Annotated in this window: 15 protein-coding genes and 2 pseudogenes; 10 read left to right on the top strand and 7 right to left on the bottom strand. The window is 72.6% G+C overall.

Annotated elements, in window-relative coordinates; all coding sequences use genetic code 11:
* Positions 1–227: 227 nt before the first annotated feature.
* Positions 228–4637, bottom strand: a pseudogene (locus AB0873_RS10020) (HAD-IC family P-type ATPase); the annotation flags it as partial.
* 219 nt (positions 4638–4856) lie between these two features.
* Here AB0873_RS10020 and AB0873_RS10015 point away from each other — a divergent pair.
* The 6 genes from AB0873_RS10015 (at position 4857) to AB0873_RS09990 (ending at position 9089) form a co-directional block, all read left to right on the top strand.
* The gene (locus AB0873_RS10015) at positions 4857–5117 is read left to right on the top strand and encodes a hypothetical protein (RefSeq protein ID WP_366599332.1); all 261 of its coding nucleotides are present in this window, start codon (positions 4857–4859) and stop codon (positions 5115–5117) included.
* Positions 5118–5240: 123 nt separating this feature from the next.
* The gene (locus AB0873_RS10010) at positions 5241–6620 is read left to right on the top strand and encodes an MFS transporter (protein WP_366599331.1); all 1380 of its coding nucleotides are present in this window, start codon (positions 5241–5243) and stop codon (positions 6618–6620) included.
* Between the two features lie 63 nt (positions 6621–6683).
* Positions 6684–7325, top strand: coding sequence for a GAP family protein (locus tag AB0873_RS10005; protein ID WP_366599330.1), 642 nt, complete (start codon positions 6684–6686; stop codon positions 7323–7325).
* Positions 7326–7371: 46 nt separating this feature from the next.
* Positions 7372–8187, top strand: coding sequence for an NAD(P)H-binding protein (locus AB0873_RS10000; RefSeq protein WP_366599329.1), 816 nt, complete (start codon positions 7372–7374; stop codon positions 8185–8187).
* 37 nt (positions 8188–8224) lie between these two features.
* The gene (locus tag AB0873_RS09995; protein ID WP_155329574.1) at positions 8225–8419 is read left to right on the top strand and encodes a hypothetical protein; all 195 of its coding nucleotides are present in this window, start codon (positions 8225–8227) and stop codon (positions 8417–8419) included.
* 121 nt (positions 8420–8540) lie between these two features.
* Complete coding sequence (locus AB0873_RS09990; RefSeq protein WP_366599524.1) at positions 8541–9089, top strand: YbaK/EbsC family protein; 549 nt, start codon at positions 8541–8543, stop codon at positions 9087–9089.
* Positions 9090–9156: 67 nt separating this feature from the next.
* Here AB0873_RS09990 and AB0873_RS09985 read toward each other — a convergent pair whose 3' ends face one another.
* The 4 genes from AB0873_RS09985 to AB0873_RS09970 all read right to left on the bottom strand — a co-directional run bounded on the left by AB0873_RS09985 (position 9157) and on the right by AB0873_RS09970 (position 12575).
* Positions 9157–9801 carry a DsbA family oxidoreductase gene (locus AB0873_RS09985; RefSeq protein ID WP_366599328.1) on the bottom strand — a complete coding sequence of 215 codons (645 nt, stop codon included), beginning with the start codon at positions 9799–9801 and terminating at the stop codon, positions 9157–9159.
* 20 nt (positions 9802–9821) lie between these two features.
* Positions 9822–10250, bottom strand: coding sequence for a SufE family protein (locus AB0873_RS09980; RefSeq protein WP_366599327.1), 429 nt, complete (start codon positions 10248–10250; stop codon positions 9822–9824).
* Between the two features lie 90 nt (positions 10251–10340).
* On the bottom strand, positions 10341–10766 hold the full coding sequence (locus AB0873_RS09975; protein ID WP_155329571.1) for a CBS domain-containing protein: 426 nt from the start codon (positions 10764–10766) through the stop codon (positions 10341–10343).
* Between the two features lie 57 nt (positions 10767–10823).
* Positions 10824–12575: a proline--tRNA ligase gene (locus tag AB0873_RS09970; RefSeq protein ID WP_366599325.1), complete on the bottom strand. Its 1752-nt coding sequence runs from the start codon at positions 12573–12575 to the stop codon at positions 10824–10826.
* Between the two features lie 152 nt (positions 12576–12727).
* Here AB0873_RS09970 and AB0873_RS09965 point away from each other — a divergent pair, with 152 nt between their 5' ends.
* The 3 genes from AB0873_RS09965 (at position 12728) to AB0873_RS09955 (ending at position 15053) form a co-directional block, all read left to right on the top strand.
* On the top strand, positions 12728–13180 hold the full coding sequence (locus tag AB0873_RS09965) for a SigE family RNA polymerase sigma factor (RefSeq protein ID WP_366599324.1): 453 nt from the start codon (positions 12728–12730) through the stop codon (positions 13178–13180).
* A gap of 52 nt (positions 13181–13232) precedes the next feature.
* Positions 13233–14795, top strand: coding sequence for a recombinase family protein (locus tag AB0873_RS09960; protein WP_366599323.1), 1563 nt, complete (start codon positions 13233–13235; stop codon positions 14793–14795).
* A gap of 126 nt (positions 14796–14921) precedes the next feature.
* Complete coding sequence (locus AB0873_RS09955) at positions 14922–15053, top strand: hypothetical protein (protein ID WP_366599322.1); 132 nt, start codon at positions 14922–14924, stop codon at positions 15051–15053.
* Between the two features lie 379 nt (positions 15054–15432).
* Here AB0873_RS09955 and AB0873_RS09950 read toward each other — a convergent pair whose 3' ends face one another.
* Entirely contained in the window at positions 15433–16656 is a 1224-nt protein-coding gene (locus AB0873_RS09950; RefSeq protein WP_366599321.1) for an MFS transporter, read from the bottom strand.
* Between the two features lie 722 nt (positions 16657–17378).
* Between AB0873_RS09950 and AB0873_RS09945 the strand changes: the two genes are divergently transcribed.
* Positions 17379–17663 (top strand): hypothetical protein, encoded by a 285-nt coding sequence (locus AB0873_RS09945; protein WP_366599320.1) that lies wholly within the window; start codon positions 17379–17381, stop codon positions 17661–17663.
* A gap of 1269 nt (positions 17664–18932) precedes the next feature.
* Here AB0873_RS09945 and AB0873_RS09940 read toward each other — a convergent pair.
* Positions 18933–19570: pseudogene (locus tag AB0873_RS09940) on the bottom strand (IS5 family transposase); the annotation flags it as partial.

Genomic DNA, 19570 nt, shown 5'->3' with positions numbered 1-19570 from the left:
CCCGCTCACGGGGACACCCGTACCCCTGATCGCTGGACTCACGCGGTCGGGGCGTCCGCGGGACGCTCCGCGGCCGACCGGTCCGGACCGGGCTGGCCGGCGGTAGCGCCGTCGGGACCACGCTGCCCGTCGGGTCCGGGTTGCCCGCCGGTCGGCCACCGGCGCAGCCGGTGCAGCAGGTCCGCGTCGGGTAGCAGCGGCAGGCGGTGCATCAGGTCGGTGGCGGCTCGCGGCGGGGCCGGCAGGCGCTCCACCAGCCGGGCCACGGCGCCGTTGGCGAGGGTGGCGCCGACCGCGGAGCCGGTGGCGATCGTCCAGCCGATCGGCCCGAGCGGGGTGCAGCCGAAGAACTGGCTGAGGCCGGGGGTCTGCACGACCAGCACGAGCACGCCCACCGATCCGGCGGTGGAGATGAGGACGCCGGGCGTGGTGCCGCCGGCCAGCAGGGTCTGGCCGAGCTGCGTACCGACCAGCGACACCAGGGCGACGGTGCCGGCCCGGCGGGGTGAACCGGCCGCCCACCGGGCCAGCGCCCAGCCGGCGGTGGCGCCGAGCGCGGTGGAGGTGGCGCGGACCCCGATCTCCCGGTCCAGGGTGGTGCCGAGGGAGGTGTCCGGGCCCTCCCGGAGCAGGGCCTCGCTGTGCTCGGGGCGCGGCGGGCGGACCGCGATGGCCAGCGCGGGGGCCAGGTCGGTGAGCAGGTTGACCAGCAGCAGTTGGCGGCCGTTGAGGGCGGAACGGCCGTCGGCGGCGGCGGTGACGATGCTGAACGCGATCTCGCCCAGGTTGCCGCCGACGAGGATGCTCAGCGCGTGCCGGACCGACGACCACATGGCCCGTCCCTCGGTCAGCGTGGCGATGATGGTCTCCAGCCGGTCGTCCATGACGACCAGGTCGGCGGCGGCCCGGGCGGCGGGGGTGCCGCGCTGGCCGAGCGCGATGCCGACGTCGGCGAGACGGATGGCCGGGGCGTCGTTCGCGCCGTCACCGGTCATCGCCACGCACCGGCCGCAGGCCTGCAACGCCTGGATGATCCGTACCTTGTGGGCGGGGGTGCACCGGGCGACCACGTCGGTGGTGACCAGTCGGGCGGCCATTGCCTCGTCGTCCAGGTCGTCGAGTTCCGCGGCGGTGACCACCCGCTGGCCGTCGCCGGCGCTGATCACCGACGCGATCGCCTCGGCGGTGGCGGGATGGTCGCCGGTGATCATCACGGTGTGCACGCCGGCCCTGCGGATGCTGGCGACGGCCGGCGCGGCGCTGGCGCGGATCCCGTCACCCAGCGCCAGGATCCCGACGAAGGTCAGGCCCCGGACGTCGTCGTCGGTGACGGTCTCGTCGTCCACGGCCCGTTCGGCGATCGCGAGGACCCGCTGCCCGGCCCCGGCGTGGCGGGTCAACTCGTGCTGCACCGCCGCCCGGTTGGGCTCGTCCATCGGCACCACGCCGGCCTCCGTGCGCCGGTTCACGCAGCGGGGCAGCACGGTCTCCGGGGCGCCCTTGAGACTGAGCAGCAGGCCCCCGTCGCAGGTGCCGACGGTGGCGTGGTAGCCGCGGGACGGCTCGAAGGGCAACCCTCCGACAGGATGCCAGGCCGCCGCCCCGGTCTGCTCCACCGCGCCGGCCTCCCGCGCCGCCCGGCGAACCGCGCGGTCGGTCTGCTCCGGGAGCTGCTCCGGATCCTCGGCGTCCGGTGTGGCGCGGAGCGCGACCGCGAGCACCGTGCGGAGATGGTCGTCGAGCCGGTCGACCGGGGCGTACCGGTCCCCGTCGCCGACGCCGGAGAGCACCAGCCGACCCTCGGTCAGCGTGCCGGTCTTGTCGAAGCAGAGGACGTCGACCCGACCGAGCGCCTCGATCGTGCGCGGGTTGCGGACCAGGGCGCCGTGCTCGGCCAGCCGCCGGGCCGCGGCGAGTTGCGCGGCGCTGACGAGGAACGGCAACCCCTCGGGCACCGACGCGACCGCCAGGTTCGCGGCGGTCGCGGCCGTCTCCGCCAGGGGTACGCCCCGAGCCACGCCGGCGCCCGCGACGGCGATCGCCGAGCCCAGCGCGAGCGGTACGGACTTGCTGGTCAGCCCGCCGAGCCGCGCCTCGACACCGCCGCTGGGCGCAGCGTGCCGGGCCAACGCCATGCTGCGCCCGGCCTCGGTGTCGGCACCGGTGGCGACGACGACCGCCCGGCCCTGCCCGGCGGCGACGGTGGTGCCCTCGTACACCATGGAGCGCCGCTCGGCGACGGCGGCCGCGGCGACCGGCTGGTCGGTCTTGCTCACCGGCAGCGACTCGCCGGTGAGCGAGGACTCGTCGGCCTCCAGCCCGACCGCCTCCAGGACCCGGCAGTCGGCGGGTACGGCGTCGCCCGGTTCGAGAACGATCACATCGCCGGGAACCAGCTCGTCGGCGGGCACCACGCGGTCGGTGCCGTCCCGCCGGACCCGGGCGGTGACCGCCGAGCGGGACAGCAGTTCGGCCAGGGAACGCTCGGTGTTGCGCTCGTGCACCGCGCCGACCAGGGCCGACCCGCCGAGCACACCGCCGACCAGGGCGGCGTCGACGAGCGAGCCGAAGGAGGCGGACAGCACCGCCCCGGCGGCGAGGACCGGGGTGAGCGGGTTGGCCAGCTCGTCGAGGAACGCCCGGAGCAGGGTGGACGGGGCGCGGCCGTCGGGTCCGACGCCGCCCCGCCGCCGGGCGGCCTCGGCGCACTCCAGGCCGTCGGGGGTGCTGTGGAGCTGGTCGAGGACCGTCTCCACCGGCATCAGGTGCCAGGGAACCGCCTTGCGCGGGGCGGGCGCGTCGGCCGGGTTGGGCAGGTGGTGAGCACGCCACACGCCGTTGGCGAACGCCAGCGCGGCGGTGCCGTTCACCGCCGCCAGGGTCCGGCCGGGGAGCAGTTCCCGGTCGGTGGTGAACGCGGACAGGGCGCCGAGCCCGGTGCCGGCGAGCGCGAGCCGGATGTTCTGCGCGCTCATCCGCCGCGCCACGCCGGCCGCCTCCACCACCAGCGCGGACACCCGCGGATCGGTGCCGACCAGAAGGTGCGCACCCCACGGGGGCAACTCCTCGTCGCTGGCCATGCCGAGACCGCAGTCGGCGGCGCCGAGCGCCGTCCGGTCCCCGGACACCAGCATCACCACCGCGCCGTCCTGTTGCAGCCGGCGTACCGTCCCGGCGAGCTGCTCACCGCCGGGCAGGACGGCGTCGGCGAAGTCGTACCGGTCGGGGTCGTCTCCGGCCACGACCAGCCGCAGCCCCGCCCGCCGGGCGGCGGCCGGCAGGATGTCCACGCCCGGCGCAGGTTCCGCCTCGACCCGCAGCACCGCGACGAGCCGGTCATCGTGCGCCAGACCGAGCACCCGGCCGTCCGCCGCCCGTAGCCGCTCGCTCTCCGGGGTGTTCCCCGGGTCCGCGGCGCCGAGCGTGTCGACCGGACCGATCCGCCAGCCGTCGGCCTCCCGGCACGCGTCGGGCTCGTCCGGGTCGAAGAGCGCGAACGCGCGCGAGGCCACCTCGCCCGCGTCGGCGTCCCCGAGGGGAGCCAGGTCGGCCAGCAGCCCCCGGTCGGAGCCGAGCACGGCGGCGTCGAGAACCAACGTGTCGATCCGGTCGAGTTCCCGCAGCACGCCACGGTCCATGGCGATGACGCCGCGCCGCGCCAGCAGGTTCCCGAGTTGGGCGGCGTACCCCTCACGACCCGAGCCGGGGGCCTTCGGCAGTGCGGAGAGGCCGAGCGCCGCGGCCCGCTTGCCGCCGACGAGCGGGGTGGCCGCCGCCGCGGCGACCGCGCCGGTGTGGAGCATCCGCGTCACGTACCTCTCGACCGGCCCGTCCGGCTTCGGCCGGGGCCGCTCGGAGTCCAGGGTGCGGGCGACGGCCCGCTCCGGGTCGCCGGTCAGCCGGGGTTCGGCCTTCGTCCACGCCGCGAGCTGAGCCCGGGCCTCACCCCACTGCACGACGCGCTGGGCACCATCGAGCACGATGCCGGTCCAACCGCCGGTCAGACCCTGCACCACCGCCTCGGCCAGCGGGAAGAGCAGGTCGGCGCGGGGGTCGGCCCGCAGCCCGCGGTTGGCGAGGGCGTGCAGCTTCGGATGCAGGTCGACGGCGCCGAGCAGGCCGGCGACCTCGGCGGGGGCAGGGGTGAAGGGCAGGATCCGGGTCGCGGCCGAGATGGTGAGACCGAGCGCGTCGGACACGAGCGCGCCGAGCGTACGGGGGGTGCGCGGCCCCTCCTCGGGCGGATGCGGGGGCGGGATCTCCGGGTCGGGCTCGTGGGGACAGATGCGTTCGGCCCGGTCGACGGTCGCGATCAGGTCACGCAGCTTCGGCTCGGGCGACTCGACGGCGACGACCACCCGGCCGGACGGTGCGTTCACCCGCGCCCACGCCACGCCGGGCATCCCCTCAAGCGCCCGCTCGACCTGCCGGGCGAGGACGTCCCCGCCGTCCTGGCAGACGCCGTGCACCTCGATGTGGTGCCGGCCCGGACGGGACCAGACCCGACGGCGGGTCAGGCCGGCGACCCCGGCCAGCCGGACCGCGGCCGAGCCGAGATTCCGGGACGCCTCCCCCACCACCTGCGACACGGCGGCCGGAGGGCGAAGACGGCCGGCGACCCGGCCCAGCGGCGTCATCGAGGCGTACGACCGGACAGGTGCCGGCCCGACCCCCCGGTGCTGCTGTTCCCGCCGCCGTACTCCATCTCGCCTCCCATGCCTGCTCCTCCGGCGGGCTGGCTTCCCGGCCGGACGTCCGTTATGCCCCGGGGAGCAGCAAAGTTTCCCTGGCCGGCCGGGTGTGGACGGGCGGGTCGGTGGAATCCGGGTGCCGTCGCCGTTCTAGTGGAGGTCGCAATGAGCACGCTGACGCGGGAGCTCAGCGGGGAACGCGAGACGGTCCGGGCGTTCAGCCGCCGGGTGGACGTCCCGGTGCTGGGTGAGGTGGCGGTGCCGCCGCCGGACAAGTTGGCGTACTACGCGGGCCTGGGGGTGCTGGCCGCGCTCCAGGTCATCGAATGGCCGCTCGCGCTGGTGATCACCGCCGGTCACCTGCTCGCGGACCAGCACCTGTCCGGGCTCGCCAAGGGGCTGGGCGAGGCGTTGGAGGCCGCGTAGTCACGCTTGACCTCAACTGCGGTTGAGGTCGCACGCTGGGCGGGTGCTGATCGATTGGCGATGGCCCGGCGAGAGCCGTGACCTGTGGTGGATGCCGGTGACGGGTGAGAGTCGGGGTGCCCGGTGACCGCCACGATGACGACCCCGGCCCCGCCCACGCCGGCCGGTGGGCTGTTCGCACCGCGCCTGCGGGCGATGACGGTGGGTGTCGTGGCGTTGGTCTCCCTGCTGGCGTTCGAGGCGCTGGCGGTCGGCACCGCCATGCCGACCGTCGCGCGCGGTCTCGACGGCATCGCCCTGTACGGCATCGCCTTCGGCGGGCCCTTCGCCGCCGGTGTGCTCGCCATGGTGCTGTCCGGGCTCTGGTCGGACATGCGCGGGCCGAGCGGCCCGGTGTGGCACGGCCTCGGGTGGTTCGTGGCGGGCCTGGTGGTGGCCGGGAGCGCCACCTCCATGGAGGTCCTGGTGGTCGGCCGGGTGGTGCAGGGGTTCGGGTCCGGCCTGCTGTCAGTGGCGCTGTACGTGGTCGTGGGGCGCGTGTACCCGGAGCGGTTGCACCGGCGGATCTTCGCCGCGTTCGCGGCGGCGTGGGTCGTGCCGTCCCTGGTCGGCCCGGCCGTGGCGGGCCTGGTGGTCGAGCACCTCGGCTGGCGCTGGGTCTTCCTGGCGGTGCCGGCGGTGGCCGTACCGGCGGGCCTGCTGATCGGTCCGGGGCTGCGGGCGGTCGGCGCGGTACCGGCGGCCGGTCGTCCGGCTGGCGCGCTGACCCGGCTCGGCTGGGCCGGAGCGGCGGCGGTGAGCGCCGCACTGTTGCACGTCGGGGGGCAGCAGCGCGGGATCACCGCCGTCGCGCTGGTGGGGGCGGCGCTGGCCGGGCTCCTGGTCAGCGCGCCCCGGCTGCTGCCGGCGGGATTCCTCCGGGCCGGCCGGGGCCTGCCCACCGTGATCGGGCTGCGCGGGCTGGCGTCCGCCGCGTTCGTCGCCGCCGAGGTGGTGATCCCGCTGATGCTGACGCGGGAGCGGGGTCTGTCGCCCACCGCCGCCGGGCTGGTCCTCACCGTGGGCGCGCTGGCCTGGTCGGGTGGCTCGTGGCTGCAGGGGCGGATGCCGGTGCCACGCTCCCGCGCGACGCTGCCGACGGTCGGCCTCGCCTGCATCACCCTCGGCACCGCCGTGGTGACGTCCGCCCTGGTGCCGGCCGTGCCGGTGTGGGTCGCCGTCCTCGGGTGGGCGGGGGCGGGGCTGGGGATGGGCCTGCTCTACCCCTCGCTGTCGGTGCTCACGCTGGAGCTGTCCGCCCCCGGGGAGCAGGGCCGGAACAGCTCGTCGCTGCAACTGGGGGACTCGCTCTTCGCGGCGACCGTCCTGGCCCTGACCGGTGCGCTGCTCGCGGCGAGCGCGGCACCCGGTCCGGGCAGCTACGCCGGCACGCTGGCGGTCGCCGCCGGGCTGGGGCTGCTGGGCGCTCTGCTGGCCCACCGGGTGGTGCCGGCGACGCGGTGAGCGGGACGACGGTCCGGGGAAAACGCCGCGGCGACCGGGCCCGGCCCGAGAGGATGACGGGCGATGGAGTTCCTCGGCACCCTCCCGATGGCCGTCGTGATGGTCGCCGGGACCCCGCTGGTCGCGGCGGTGTTCCTCGCCTCCGCCGAGCGGCCACGCGCCGCGTCGCTGGGGTATCTGGCCGGTGCGACCGTCGTCGTCGCCGCTGGCACGACGCTGAGCTGGCTGGCCACCCGCACGGTCAAGGTCAATCTGCCCGCGGGCGGCGCCGATCGCCGGACGATCGAGGGCTGGATCGACTGGTTCGTCATCGCGGTGCTGGTCGTGCTGGCGGTGGTCGTGTTCGTCCGGCGACACCGCGGTGGCACGCCGTCCTGGATCGACCGGTTGCAGCGGTCCGGCCCGGCGTACGCGGCCCGGCTGGCGGCGCTGCTCCTCGGTGCGATGCCCGTGGACGACCTCACCATGCTCAGCGCGGGCGCGAGCACGGCCCGGCACGACCTGCCGTGGTGGCACCTGCTGCCGTTCGTCCTGCTCACCGTGCTGCTGCTGGCGGTGCCGCTGCTGGCGCTGCTCCTGCTCGGTCCGCGGGCGGCGGCGGTGCTGCCCCGGATGCGGGACTGGGCCGACCGGCACTCCTGGCTGATCAGCGAGGTGGTGATCGCGCTGTTCCTCGCGCTGACGTTGCAGGACGCGCTCCAGTGAGCCGGCTCTCGCCGGGTCACGGGTCGCCGTCCGGCCCCGTCTACCGGTGTGGAACAGCCTGAACGCGGAGGAGGACGGCATGCGGGTCCTGGTGACCGGCGCGGGTGGACGGCTGGGGCGGGTCGTCGTGCCCCGGCTGCTCGACGAGGGGTGGAGCGTACGGGCGACGAGCCGGCACGCCCGCGACGAGCCGACGGTCGAGTGGGTGTCGGTGGACCTGGCGACCGGGGAGGGGTTGCGAGCGGCGGTCGCCGGCGTCGACGCGGTCCTGCACCTGGCGTCCGCGCCGAACGGGCGGCAGACCTACCGGGTCGACGTGCTCGGCACGCGCCGGCTGGTCGTCGCCGCCGGCGAGGCCGGCGTCCGCCACCTGGTGTACGTGTCGATCGTGGGCGTGGACCGGGTGCCGATCCCCTACTACCGGCACAAGCGGGATGCCGAGCAGGTGGTGGGCGCCGGTGAGGTGCCGTGGACGGTGCTGCGGGCCACCCAGTTCGGTGGGTTCCTCGACGAGATGCTGCGGGGTGCGAGCCGGCTCGGGCCGGTGATCGGGGACCGGGCGGTGGTCGCCCAGCCGGTCGACCCGCGCGATGTCGCGGAGCGGCTGGTGCAGCGGCTCACCGCCGGCCCGCTGCGGGCGGTCGAGGAGTACGGCGGGCCGCAGGTGCTCCGGTTCGACGAGGCGGTCCGGGCGTGGAACGCGGCCCGGGGTACGCGCCGACCGCTGCTGGCGGTGCGCGTACCCGGTCGGCTGGGCCGGGAACTGCGGGCGGGCGGGCTGGTCACCGGGGCGGCTCCGCGCGGCATCCGCACCTGGTCGGAGTACCTGAGCGACACGTATGGGGGAACCGGCGCAAAGTGAACGTTCGCGCCGTTCACGTCCGGCCTACGGTGGCGCCATGTTCGCCATGGTGACCACCGTGATCCTGTACGTCGGCGGGTTCGTCTTCCTCTACGGGGTGATCCGGCTCGCGATCCGGCACGCGCTGGAGGAGATGGAGGTGCGCCGGATCCAGGCCGAGCGCGCCGCGGAGCTGGCCGCCCACCGCGACCGCACCCTGCTCCGCGAGAACGGCTTCCTCACCGGCAGCTGAGGTGTAAGGAAGGGCCCCTTGTTAACGCCTGCGGTAGAGGAAGGGCCCGTTGTTAACACGACCGTCGGCACCGCCGGTCGGTGGGCGGTTCCCCATCACGGGTGCGAGGATCGCACCCGTGATGGGGACGCTGAAGACCGAATCTGCCCGTACCCGCCCGGATCTGCTCGCCGCGCCGGTGGCCGCCGCCCTCGCGCAGTGGCCCGCCGACGCGCCGGTGGACGTCGACGACGTGCTGGTGGCGCCGATCGACGCCGATCTGGCCGACACGGCGGCGTTCTGCGAGGCGTACGACGTGGGCCTCGACGTGTCGGCAAACTGCGTGGTGGTCGCCGGCAAGCGCGAGGGCCTCGTGCGCTACGCGGCCTGCGTCGTGCTCGCGACCACGCGGGCGGATGTGAACAACGTGGTCCGGCGGGCGCTCGACGTGCGCAAGGCGAGCTTCGCCCCGATGGCCGACGCGGTGGAGTCGACCGGCATGGAGTACGGCGGCATCACGCCCATCGGCCTGCCCGAGGAGTGGCCGATCCTGGTCGACGCGCGGGTGATCGCCACCCCGCATGTGATCATCGGCTCCGGAGTGCGGCACAGCAAGATCGCGCTGCCCGGCCCGGCGCTCGGTGCGCTACCGAACGCCCGCGTGCTCGACGACCTGGCCCGACCCGCCTGAGCGGCGGGCGACCACCGCGTAGCCGAAGACGATCATCGATGCTGTTGCACGTGAAACATGATGATCATCAATTGACTGAGGTCTCGCCGGCCTCGCGGCGGCGCACCTCCTCGAGCGCGGCGACGAGGGTCTCCGGCTCCTGGGCGCCGGTGACGGCGTACCTCCCGGCCAGCACGAAGGTCGGGACGCTCGTGACGCCGAGCTGCCGCGCGTCGGCCAACTCGGCACGGACCTCGGCGACCCGCTCGTCGGAGTCGAGGAAGGCGCGCGCCTCGGCCGCGTCCAGACCGGCTTCGCCGGCGAGCGCGGCCAGCGTGTCCCGCGACCCGATGTCGACGCCGTCGGTGAAGTGCGCGCGGAAAAGTGCGTCCACCGTCTCACCGGCCCGACCACGGTCGGTGGCCCAGGAGATCAGCCGGTGCGCGTCGAAGGTGTTCGCGGCCAGAGCATGGCCGAAGTTCAGCGTCAGACCCGCACCCGCGGCCACCCCGGTGACGTGGGCGGCCATCTGCTCCGCCCGGGCGCGGCCGCCGAACTTGTCCGCGAGCGCGTCGATCAGCGGACGGGACTCCGGCACCGGCGTCGGGTCGAGCTGGAAGGGCCGGTAGCGGACCGTCACGTCACCGTCGTACGACGCGAGGGCCTGCTCCAGCCGGCGCTTGCCGATGTAGCACCAGGGGCACACCACGTCGGCGTAGATCTCGATCTCCATGCCCGGTGACAACTCCCCGGTCAGCGGCTCTGTTCCCGGACCTGGCGCTTGAGCCGGGCCAGGATCGCGGTGCCGCCACGTACGCGCAGCGGGCTGATCGCCTGGGCGAGCCCCATCCGCTGGTAGAGGTCGTCGGGAACGGCCAGCACCTCCGCCGGCGTGGCCCCGGCGAGCCCCTCGGCGAGGATGCCGGCGAACGCGCGGGTGGTGGGGGCCTCGGGCGGGCAGTCGAACAGCGTCTCGACGGTGCCCTCCGGGGTCACCCGGGCACGCAGGAAGAACGCCGTCTGGCACTCCGGCACCTGCTCCATGCCCTCCCGGTCCGCCTGCTCGGGCGGCAGCGGCGGGATGACGTCGGCGTACTCCAGCAGCATCTCCAGCACGACGTCGCGGGGTGCGGCGGCGAACTCGTCGACGATCTCGGCCAGCCGGGTCGGCATCTCGGGCATCCCGCCAGGCTACCGCTGGCGACTGCGTCCGACGGGAGGTGTTAAGAAGGGGCCCTTCCTCTACCGGAGGCGTTAACAAGGGGCCCTTCCTTACACCGTCGGGGCCTGCTCGCTGATTTGGCCGAGGGCGGACTGGGGGTCGAGCTGCATGGCCAGGTCACCGAGGGAGACGATGCCGACCAGCTTCCGCTCGCTGTCGCAGACCAGCACCCGCCGGACACCCCGCTCCCGCATCAGCGCCGCCGCCTCACCCGCCGTGCAGTTCTGCTCGATCATCACGACCTCGCGGGTGATGATCGACCCGATGGTCGTGACGGCCGGGTCGCTGCGCTCGGCGACGGCCCGCACCACGATGTCGCGATCGGTGAGCATGCCGGCGAGAGTGGCCCCCTCGGTGACGACCACGTCGCCGATGTCGGCCTCCTTCATCACCTTCGCCGCCTCGTCCAGGGTGGTCTCCGTCGGCAGGTAGATGACCTGCTTCGTCATCACGTCGCTGACCTTGTAACCGGCCATGGGAGCCCTCCAGTAACGATCCACCCGATCGGGGTGCGGTACCCCGTGACGTCTCGACTACACCACACGCATGTCGGCGGTGAGGCGTTCGACCAGACCGTCCATCGGCAGCTCGGTGCGCTTGCCGGTGGCCCGGTCGCGCAGCTCGGCGTACCCGTCGGCGAGACGGCGGCCGACCACGACGGTGCGCGGGATGCCGACCAGCTCCGCGTCGGTGAACTTCACCCCGGCGGAGACGTGCGTCCGGTCGTCGACCAGCACCCGCAGGCCGGCGGCGGCGAGGCGTCCGCCGAGGTCGAGCGCCGCCTCCAGCTGCGGGCCCTTTCCGGCCGCCACCAGGTGTACGTCACACGGCGCGACCGCCGCCGGCCAGACGAGACCGCGCTCGTCGTGGTGCTGTTCGGCGATCGCCGCGACCGCCCGGGACACCCCGATGCCGTAGCAGCCCATCGTGGGCCGCACCGGCTTGCCCTCCGGCCCGAGCACGTCCACCGCGAAGGCGTCGGTGTAGCGGCGGCCGAGCTGGAAGATGTGCCCGATCTCGATGCCCCGGCGCAGGGTCAGCTCACCGGTGCCGCAGGCCGGGCACGGGTCCCCGGGCCGGACCTCGGCCCCCTCGATCGTGCCGTCGGGCACGAAGTCCCGGCCGCAGATGACGTTCGTGGCGTGCCGGCCCGGTTCGTTGGCGCCGGTCAGCCACGCCGTGCCGGGCACCACCCGCGGGTCCACCAGGTACCGGATGTCGAGCTTCGCCATGACCTGCGGCCCGATGTAGCCGCGGACCAGCTCCGGCTGGTCCGCCCAGCCGTCGAAGACCGCGACGGTGGCCGGTGCGAGCGCGGCGTCGACGCGCTTGAGGTCCACCTCCCGGTCGCCGGGCAGCCCGATCACCAGCAGCTCCGGCTCGGCATCGGGCCGGCGGACGGTGAGGACGACGTTCTTGAGGGTGTCGGCGGCGGTCCAGTCGGCGCGGCCGGCGAGGCGGCGGTCGTTGGCCAGGTCGACCAGACTGGCGATCGTCGGCGTCTCCGGCGTGTCGTGCACCTCCGTGGCCGGCTGCGTGTCCGGGTCGCCGGCCGGCGGGGCGGGCGTGGTGACCGCCTCGGTGTTCGCGGCGTAGTCGCATGCCGTGCAGCCCACGTACGTGTCCTCGCCGACCTCCGCGGCGGCCAGGAACTCCTCCGAGGCCGAGCCGCCCATCGCGCCCGACATCGCGTGCACCACCGTGTACCCGAGGCCGAGCCGGTCGAACACCTTCCGGTACGCCTCCCGGTGCCGGTCGTACGCCGCCTGCAACCCGGCCTGGTCCAGGTCGAAGGAGTACGCGTCCTTCATCAGGAACTCGCGCCCGCGCAGCAGGCCGGCCCGGGGCCGGGCCTCGTCGCGGAACTTCGTCTGCACCTGGAACAGCGTCACCGGGAAGTCCCGGTACGAGGTGAACAGGTCCTTCACCAGCAGCGCCGCCAACTCCTCGTGGGTGGGGGCGAGCAGGTGGTCGGCGCCCCGCCGGTCGGCGAGGGTGAAGATGTCGTCGCCGTACTCCGTCCACCGCCCGCTGGTCCGGTACGGCTCCGCCGGCAGCAGCGCCGGGAAGTGCACCTCCTGGTCACCGATCGCGAGCATCTCCGAGCGGATCACCTCGGTGACCCGGTCGAGGACGAGCTTGCCCAGCGGCAGCCAGGTGTAGCCGCCGGGGGCGGCGCGCCGGATGTAGCCGGCGCGGAGCAGCAGTCGGTGGCTCGGCACCTCCGCGTCCGCCGGGTCCTCGCGCCGGGTCCGGAGCAGCAGGGTCGACATCCGTAGCAGCATTGCCGCAGCGTACGGCCATGCCTTCCAGGGCGGCGATCCGATTTGTCGGCCCGCCGGAAATTGCTCGTCCCGCGGGGCAACCATGCCCGCGCGGGGCGACGTCTGGGGAGGCATCACGATGATGCACCACCTGACCCCAAGGATCGGCCCGTGTGGACCCTCAGCTGAGTGAGTTCGATTCGTTCGTCCGGACGCGCACGCCAGCGCTGCTGCGTTCGGCCTACCTTCTGACCGGTGACCAGCACCTGGCCGAGGATCTCGTCCAGTCGGCGCTGGCCCGGACCCACCGGTCGTGGAACCGGCTGCACCACAGCGGGAACGCCGAGGCGTACACCCGCAAGACCATGTACCACCTTCAGGTCTCCTGGTGGCGGCGTCGCAAGGTGGCCGAGTCGATGCCGGGTGATCTGCCCGAGCCACGCGGAGGCGACTCGGCCGCCGACCACGCGCAGCAGACCACCCTGCGGCTCACCCTGCGAGCCGCGCTGGCCCGGCTGTCCGCCAAGCAGCGCGCCGTGCTGGTCCTGCGGTTCTTCGAGGACCGCACCGAAGCCGAGGCCGCCGACCTGCTCGGCGTCACCGTCGGCACTGTCAAGAATCGTTAGAAGCTATGGTCGATGTTGCCGACACGAACGTCGATCTAGGGGGACGGCTCTGATGGTACGGCGTAAGGCCCGGTCGGGGAACCGGGGCCGGTTTGACAGCAAGGACGCGCTGCTGGCCGGTGGCGTAGAGGTACGAGCGTTGCGGTATCAGCGCGCGAGTCAGGACAAGAAGGAGCAGGGCAAGAGCGTCCACGACCAGGGCGTGTTGAACCTGGCGGAGATCACGAAGCGGTCCTGGACCGATGCGGGGTCGTTCACTGACAACCACCGCTCGGCCAGCCGCCGCGCTACCAAGGAGCGGGAGCAGTTCGAGTTGTTGATCGAGCAGATCCGCTCCGGTAAGGGCGACGTGCTGGTGGTGTGGGAGATCTCCCGCAAGGAACGGGACCTCGCGGTGTTCGTGAAGATCCGGGACATGTGCCACGAGGTGGGTCTCAACTTCTGGCTTGTCGGCGGGGTGCTGTACGACCTGCGGGACAAGAACGACCGGATGATGCTCGGCTTCCAGGCGGTGCAGGCGGAGTGGATGGCCGATTCGATCCGCGACAACGTGCTGCGCGGTATCGTCGGCGCGGCCGAAGCGGGCCGCCCGCACGGGAAGATCACCTACGGGTACCGGCGGATCTACGACCAGCGCACCAAGGCCCTGCTGCGCCAGGAGCCCGACACTGAGATCCGCACCGCCGTGGCGGCGGACGGGACCGTCACCGAGTACTCGCACGCGCAGGTGGTCCGGGACAACTTCCGCAAGATCTCCGAAGGCACGCCGCTGACCGTCCGGGAGGCCGAACTGAACCGACTCGGCATCCCGGCGTCGCAGGGCGGGATCTGGCGGCGCGGCATCCTGCGCAAGCAACTCATGAATCCGGCCTACATCGGCAAGCGGGTACTCCGAGGGGAGATCGTCGGCGACGGGATCTGGCCCGCCCTGGTCGAGGAGGAGACGTACTGGTCGGTGGTGCGGATGCTGGGCGACCCGTCCCGCACGACCACGCGGCCTGCCCGCGCGGTGCATCTACTGTCGTACCTGGTGCGCTGCGGGGTGTGTGACGGGCCGCTGTCGTCGCAGAAGGCGAACCGGCACGGCTGGACCGGGCAGGTGTACTCGTGCCTGCACAAGCGGTGCGCCGCGGTCAAGGCCGAATTTCTCGACGAGTACGTGCAGCGCACGGTGGTGGCATGGCTGTCCCGCCCCGACGTGCACGACATCCTCACCGCCGCCAGCGCCACCGACGAGGAAGTCGCCCACGCCCGCGCCGAAGCGCAACGACTGCGCGGCGAGCTGGAGGACTGGCGGAAGCTGGGTGAGGAGGGCGAGGTCACCGCGATCGCCTACGCCCGCGCCGAGAAGGGGCTCCTTGCGCAGATCGCCGAGCACGAGCAACGCGCCGCCGACGCCGGGATCCCCGCCGTGCTGCGCGGACGCATCGGCGACCAGGCGGTGCAGGCGTGGCAGGACCTCGGTGACGACATTGCGGTCAAGCGGGAGATCATCCGCCTCGTCGCCGACATCAAACTCCTGCGTGCCGGGTTCAAGGGCGAACGCCGCACCTTCGGCCGCCACCGCCTCGCCTGGCGGTGGAAGTTCGGCCCACAGGACCAACAAGCGGCCTGATCCCTCCCGGCAGCCTCAGGCGAGTCGCGTGACGACTTGACCTTCGCCTAAAGCTGAGCGTCGATGGTGTCCGCCGCCCGCCCCCTTGGGCGGGCGGCGTGATCCGTCGACGGAAGGTGTCCAGCTGTGCCACGCGAACGACTCAGCACCCAGGCCGTGCTGCCCGACGACGTCACCGATCCGCTGCTGTGGCGGCTCGCCTTCGACGTCGCCTCCGCCCACCAACCCGACGAGCGCGGAGACTGCCGCAACCTCTAATGCCACGGGCCGCGCGGCATGTGCGCCGCCGCTCGCGCCGCCCGCCGCGCGATGACCGCGGCGCGCGCACCGCGAGCGACCGCGCCCCGCCCGCTACCTCCTCGGGGCTGCGCGGCCGTGGCCGCGTCACTTGAGCGTAGTTCCGCCGGCTGGTTCACCTCACGCTCGACGACCGAGGCGACACGCCCGGTCAGTCCGGAAGTGCTGCCACGCTGGTCCGATCTGAGGCGCGCGGTGGCGTGACAGGACTCGGTCGTCGGTGGCGGAGAACGCCGACGTGGCATATCGGGTGCGGCATCTTCGGCGAGAACTGTCAGAGGGACCAGCTCATCAGCAGGGTTGCACTTGGCATGACCCAGGAAGGTTGGGGGTGGTTCGGTCAGATTCTGCTGCTGGCGTCTGCGGTTCGGGTCGTGACCGCGCCAGTTTGTAGAGGTGAGGCGACACGGCTGGTCAGCGCTAGGGTGAGCGCTACGGCTGCGAGCAGGGGTGCCAGGGTGAATGCGGCGCGGTGTCCGGATTGCTCTACTAGCAGGCCAGCGAGGGCTTGGCCTGCGGCGGTGCCGACTGGGCCTGCCGCGCAGACGATGGTCATGGTGATGGCGACTCGGGTGGGCGCTAGTTGCTCGGTCATGGCGTAGAGCGTGATCATGTGTGGCGCGATGGCCAATCCTGCAACCAGCATCGCGGCCTCCAGTGGCAGCGACGTCCCGGCTGCCGGTAGCGAGAGCATGGCGATCAGAAGCGTCGCCGCGGAGATGCGGTATCGGGTTCGCATGGAGATCCGGGCTGGGATCCAGGCGTATGCGATGCCGGCGGCGGCGCTTCCCGCGCCCAGCGCAGCGTAGGTGAGTCCGCCGGCGGAGGGGTTGTCTGCGGCTGTGGCGTAGGCGGTCACCCCTACCTGCACGGTGCCGAAGAGGGCGCCGATGACGGCCATGGCGGCACACAGGGCGGCGAGTCCCGCTTTGGGTAGCGGCACGGCGGTCGATTGCTCTGGTGCTTTGTCCGGTGCATTGCGGTAGAGCAACGCGACCGGCATGGCGGCGGCGACGAGGAGCACGATGCAGGCAGTCAGCGGCGCTGCGGCCGGTACCGGTGCGGATGCTGCGGCGAGGAGTCCGACGAGGGCGGGTCCGGCGATGAAGCTTGCCTCGTCCGCTGCCGCTTCATATGACAGTGCGGTGGTGATCAAGCCGGGCTGATCAGGTCGCGATCGGGTCAGGTGGGACCAGTGGACACGCACGAGCGGACCTACCTGCGGCTGAGTTGCGCCGACGAGGACAGCGGCGGCGAACATCGCGACCTCGCCAGCGGTGGTCGTGGCGAGCAGGCCGGTAAGAGCGATGGCGTTCGCGACGGCCATGATGAGTCCGAGCCGGCGGATGCTGGTGCGATCGGCGAGGCGGCCAACGGCGATGCCTCCTGCCCCGATCGCGAGGCTTTGCGCGGCGGCAGCCAGCCCCGCGAAGGCATAGCTGCCCGTCGCCTGCTGCAGCAACAGGAGAGTACCCAGGGGTGTCATGGCGTACGGCAGACGCGCCAGCAGGCCCACGGGGAAGATGGCAAGACGGCTCGCGCGGAAGAGTTCTCGGTATGACACGGCGTTCTCCTCGCATGACGAAGAGACGCGCCTACCCAGCCACCGGACGCGTGCAAATCCCGATTCTGTCCGCAGGCTATCAGCGCTGCCGGCGTTGATCAATGGCGCGAAGCCGTAGCGACCGCGCGAGGCCCTTGAGGCGCTGACAGCGCTGCTCGCGCCGCTGAGTGTCGCGCAGCGGGGTCAGCTCGCCGAGATCGCCGCACTCTGCTGCACGACGAGGTCGCCGGCGTCCACGGCTTGGCCCACCTCTGCCGGCTATGCGACCGCGCCCGGTGCCCGCGGTGCCCAGTGTATGCCGGCTACCGCAAGGCTGGCGGCGACCAGCATCTTGAAGGGCTAGGTTGAGCCGGTGACCGGGAAGCGAGAGGCGGACGGCCGCGGGGAAGCCCAGCCCGGCCCGGAGCAGGGTGCCCGTGTCTTCGCGGGCACCATGTTCGCCGCTTGCTACGGTGAGCTGCCGCCGCATCCGTGGCGGGGCCCGGATGAGGACCAGGACGCGTACATCCTGTTCCACCAGAGGTCGCTGGCCATGGGATGGCGCGCCGACACCTCTTCGCCAGCGCCTTCGTGCCCTGCTGGGCCGCGACCGTCCACTCGCCCTCGCGGCTCCCACGACCGGCGGACAGGCGGCGGGCGGCGTCGGGTATGTGGGGCATGAACGACGCCGGACAGGACCATCCCCCTGCGGCCCGGCGGCGTCCGACAACCGGCCACTGCCGGTGCAGCCGTGCCTGCGCTGCGCCGGGGACGTCACCGCGGGCATCAGCGAGCTCAACCTGCCGGCGGTGCAGGTCCTGCTGCCCGTGCAAGCCCTCACCACCCTGTCCCGGCGCGCCGGGGTGCCGTCGCTTCCGACCGCGAGATGGTTCGAGGGCGGCGACCGGCACTCACGGACACCGGTGCGGGTGACGCTGGACAGCGGCCAGCCGCCGTCCCTGCCCGCGGTGGCCGTGCACCTCCGTGAGGAGATGAGCCGGCTGCACCAGCGTGTCTTCGTGTGCTAGTCACACTCCGGGGCGACACGCCCCAACAGCCGTGCGGAACCACTGCGCTGATCGGAGTCGAGGCGCGCGGTGGGTGCCTTCTGAATCGCCTCGGCGGTGGCCCCCATCGCAGAGCGACTACCCGCTGAATGGACTGTCGCAGGCTAGCGGTAAGGCTGCTCACCTCAGGTGGCCGAGCAGCTCAGCGGCCTCGATCTGCCCTGCTGCGGTCAGCGCTACAGCGATGAAGGTGGCCGCCATTCCCGCCGCAGCGGCCAGGACGGCAGCGGTTCGCTGCGCGCTGTCGGTGAGCCTTGTCAACGCCACCGCGAGGCGCCCGGGTGGCTTGACGAATGTCTCTGCTGTCGGACTTCCGTCCTCATCGAACGCCTGAACCCTTGAGGCGAGTTCGGGCAGTGACGATGTCCCTTCCGGTTCGACCAGTAGGTCCAGCACCGTGCGCAGCGTTTCTTGCAGGTCGAGGGGAAGCGTCGGGTCGCACGACTGTGGGCTTTGCAGGTGTCGTCGGATGGACGCGCTCACCGCTCGCAGTACGGTCGCCGCGGGGTGCGGGGCGAACCCTCGTGTTTGCCGGCGATCCCACAGCCCGGCGGTTTGATCGAGCAGCACGGCGATGTCGACCAGACTGCCGCGGTGGGCGTCGGCCACCGCGCGGAGAGGTTCGGGCATCTCCAGCGAGTCGGCGCGCTCTTCCACGTCAGGCGGAGCCAACAACTGGCAGATCTCTACCGACAACTCCCATCCGGCCAAGCGACGGCGCAGGACGGATCCGGCAATGTGAGCAGGCACCAGCATCGGCGTCACCGCCAGGAAAGCCACGATGACGCCGAGCAGAGGGGGCAGTGCGGAGTCGACGTCCGGCGCGGCGTGCTCGGCGTCCGGTGTCGGCGCGGCGGAATCGGCCAGGTCGGGTATCACCGCGACCAGGACGAGAACGGGATACATGGCGGCGAGCAGCTCGACGGTATGGGCCATCGTGAACCAGAACGCGTTGGTGGCGAGCCGGTCACGTCCCCTGCTGGACAGACCGTCCGGAAAACGCAGACCCGGGACCTTCCCGCGCGGCTTGCCGGGCTGGGCGATGTAGCGCAGCCCGTTGAGGAAGATGCGTATCGCCACCAGCACGCCGAGGATGCCGGTGAGGTGACCCACTCTGTCGATCGCCTCCGCGAACTCGCCACCCGCGGTGGCTCCTGGCACCAGAAGTAGGACGACGTAGGGAAGACTCACCGGCACCAGGAAGCCAACGATCGGGACCAGCAACATCAGCGCGCGTCGGATGAGGCTGCGGACGGTGATGATCGCGTCGGCGAGGTCGAGGTAGGCGTCGATGACTTTCTCTGTTCGTTCGTGGCAGCGTTGGAGTCGGTTGAACGCGTTGTGCCAGCTGTTTGTCCGTTCGACGTGCCACCGTTGGCTCGCTTGGATGGGTGCTTTGTCGCCCTTGTGGGCGATCTCGCCGGTCAGGCCGCGTTCGGCCAGCAGCGTTCGGGTGGTGGCGGAGTCGTAGCCGGCGTCGAGGTGCACCGTGATGGCCTGCGGTAGTGGGCCGAGGTCGTCGAGGTGGTCGAGGGTGGGGCCGAGCAGGGGTGAGTCGTGCCGGTTCGCGCCGGCCAGGACCCGACCGAGGGGGATGCCGTAGCCGTCGACCATGGTGGAGCGTTTCATTCCCTGTTTGCCCCGGTCGACCGGGGAGCGTCCGGCGACCTCGCCGCCGCCGGGGCTTTGGTGATGCAGCCGTCCACGGCGATGTCGTCCAGGACCAGGCCGACGAGCCGGTCGTAGGCGTCCAGGGCGATCTGTTTGAGCTGGGCGAACAGCCCGAGGCGGATCCATTCGTCACGGCGGCCGCGGATCGTGGTGGCTGAGCAGGTGGCATCGGCGATCGCCTCGTGGGAACAGCCGAA

The sequence above is a fragment of the Micromonospora sp. NPDC047707 genome, from assembly GCF_040704235.1.
GTDB lineage: Bacteria > Actinomycetota > Actinomycetes > Mycobacteriales > Micromonosporaceae > Micromonospora.
Note: the sequence above shows the minus strand (reverse complement) of the source record. Positions and strands in the feature narration are given on the sequence as shown.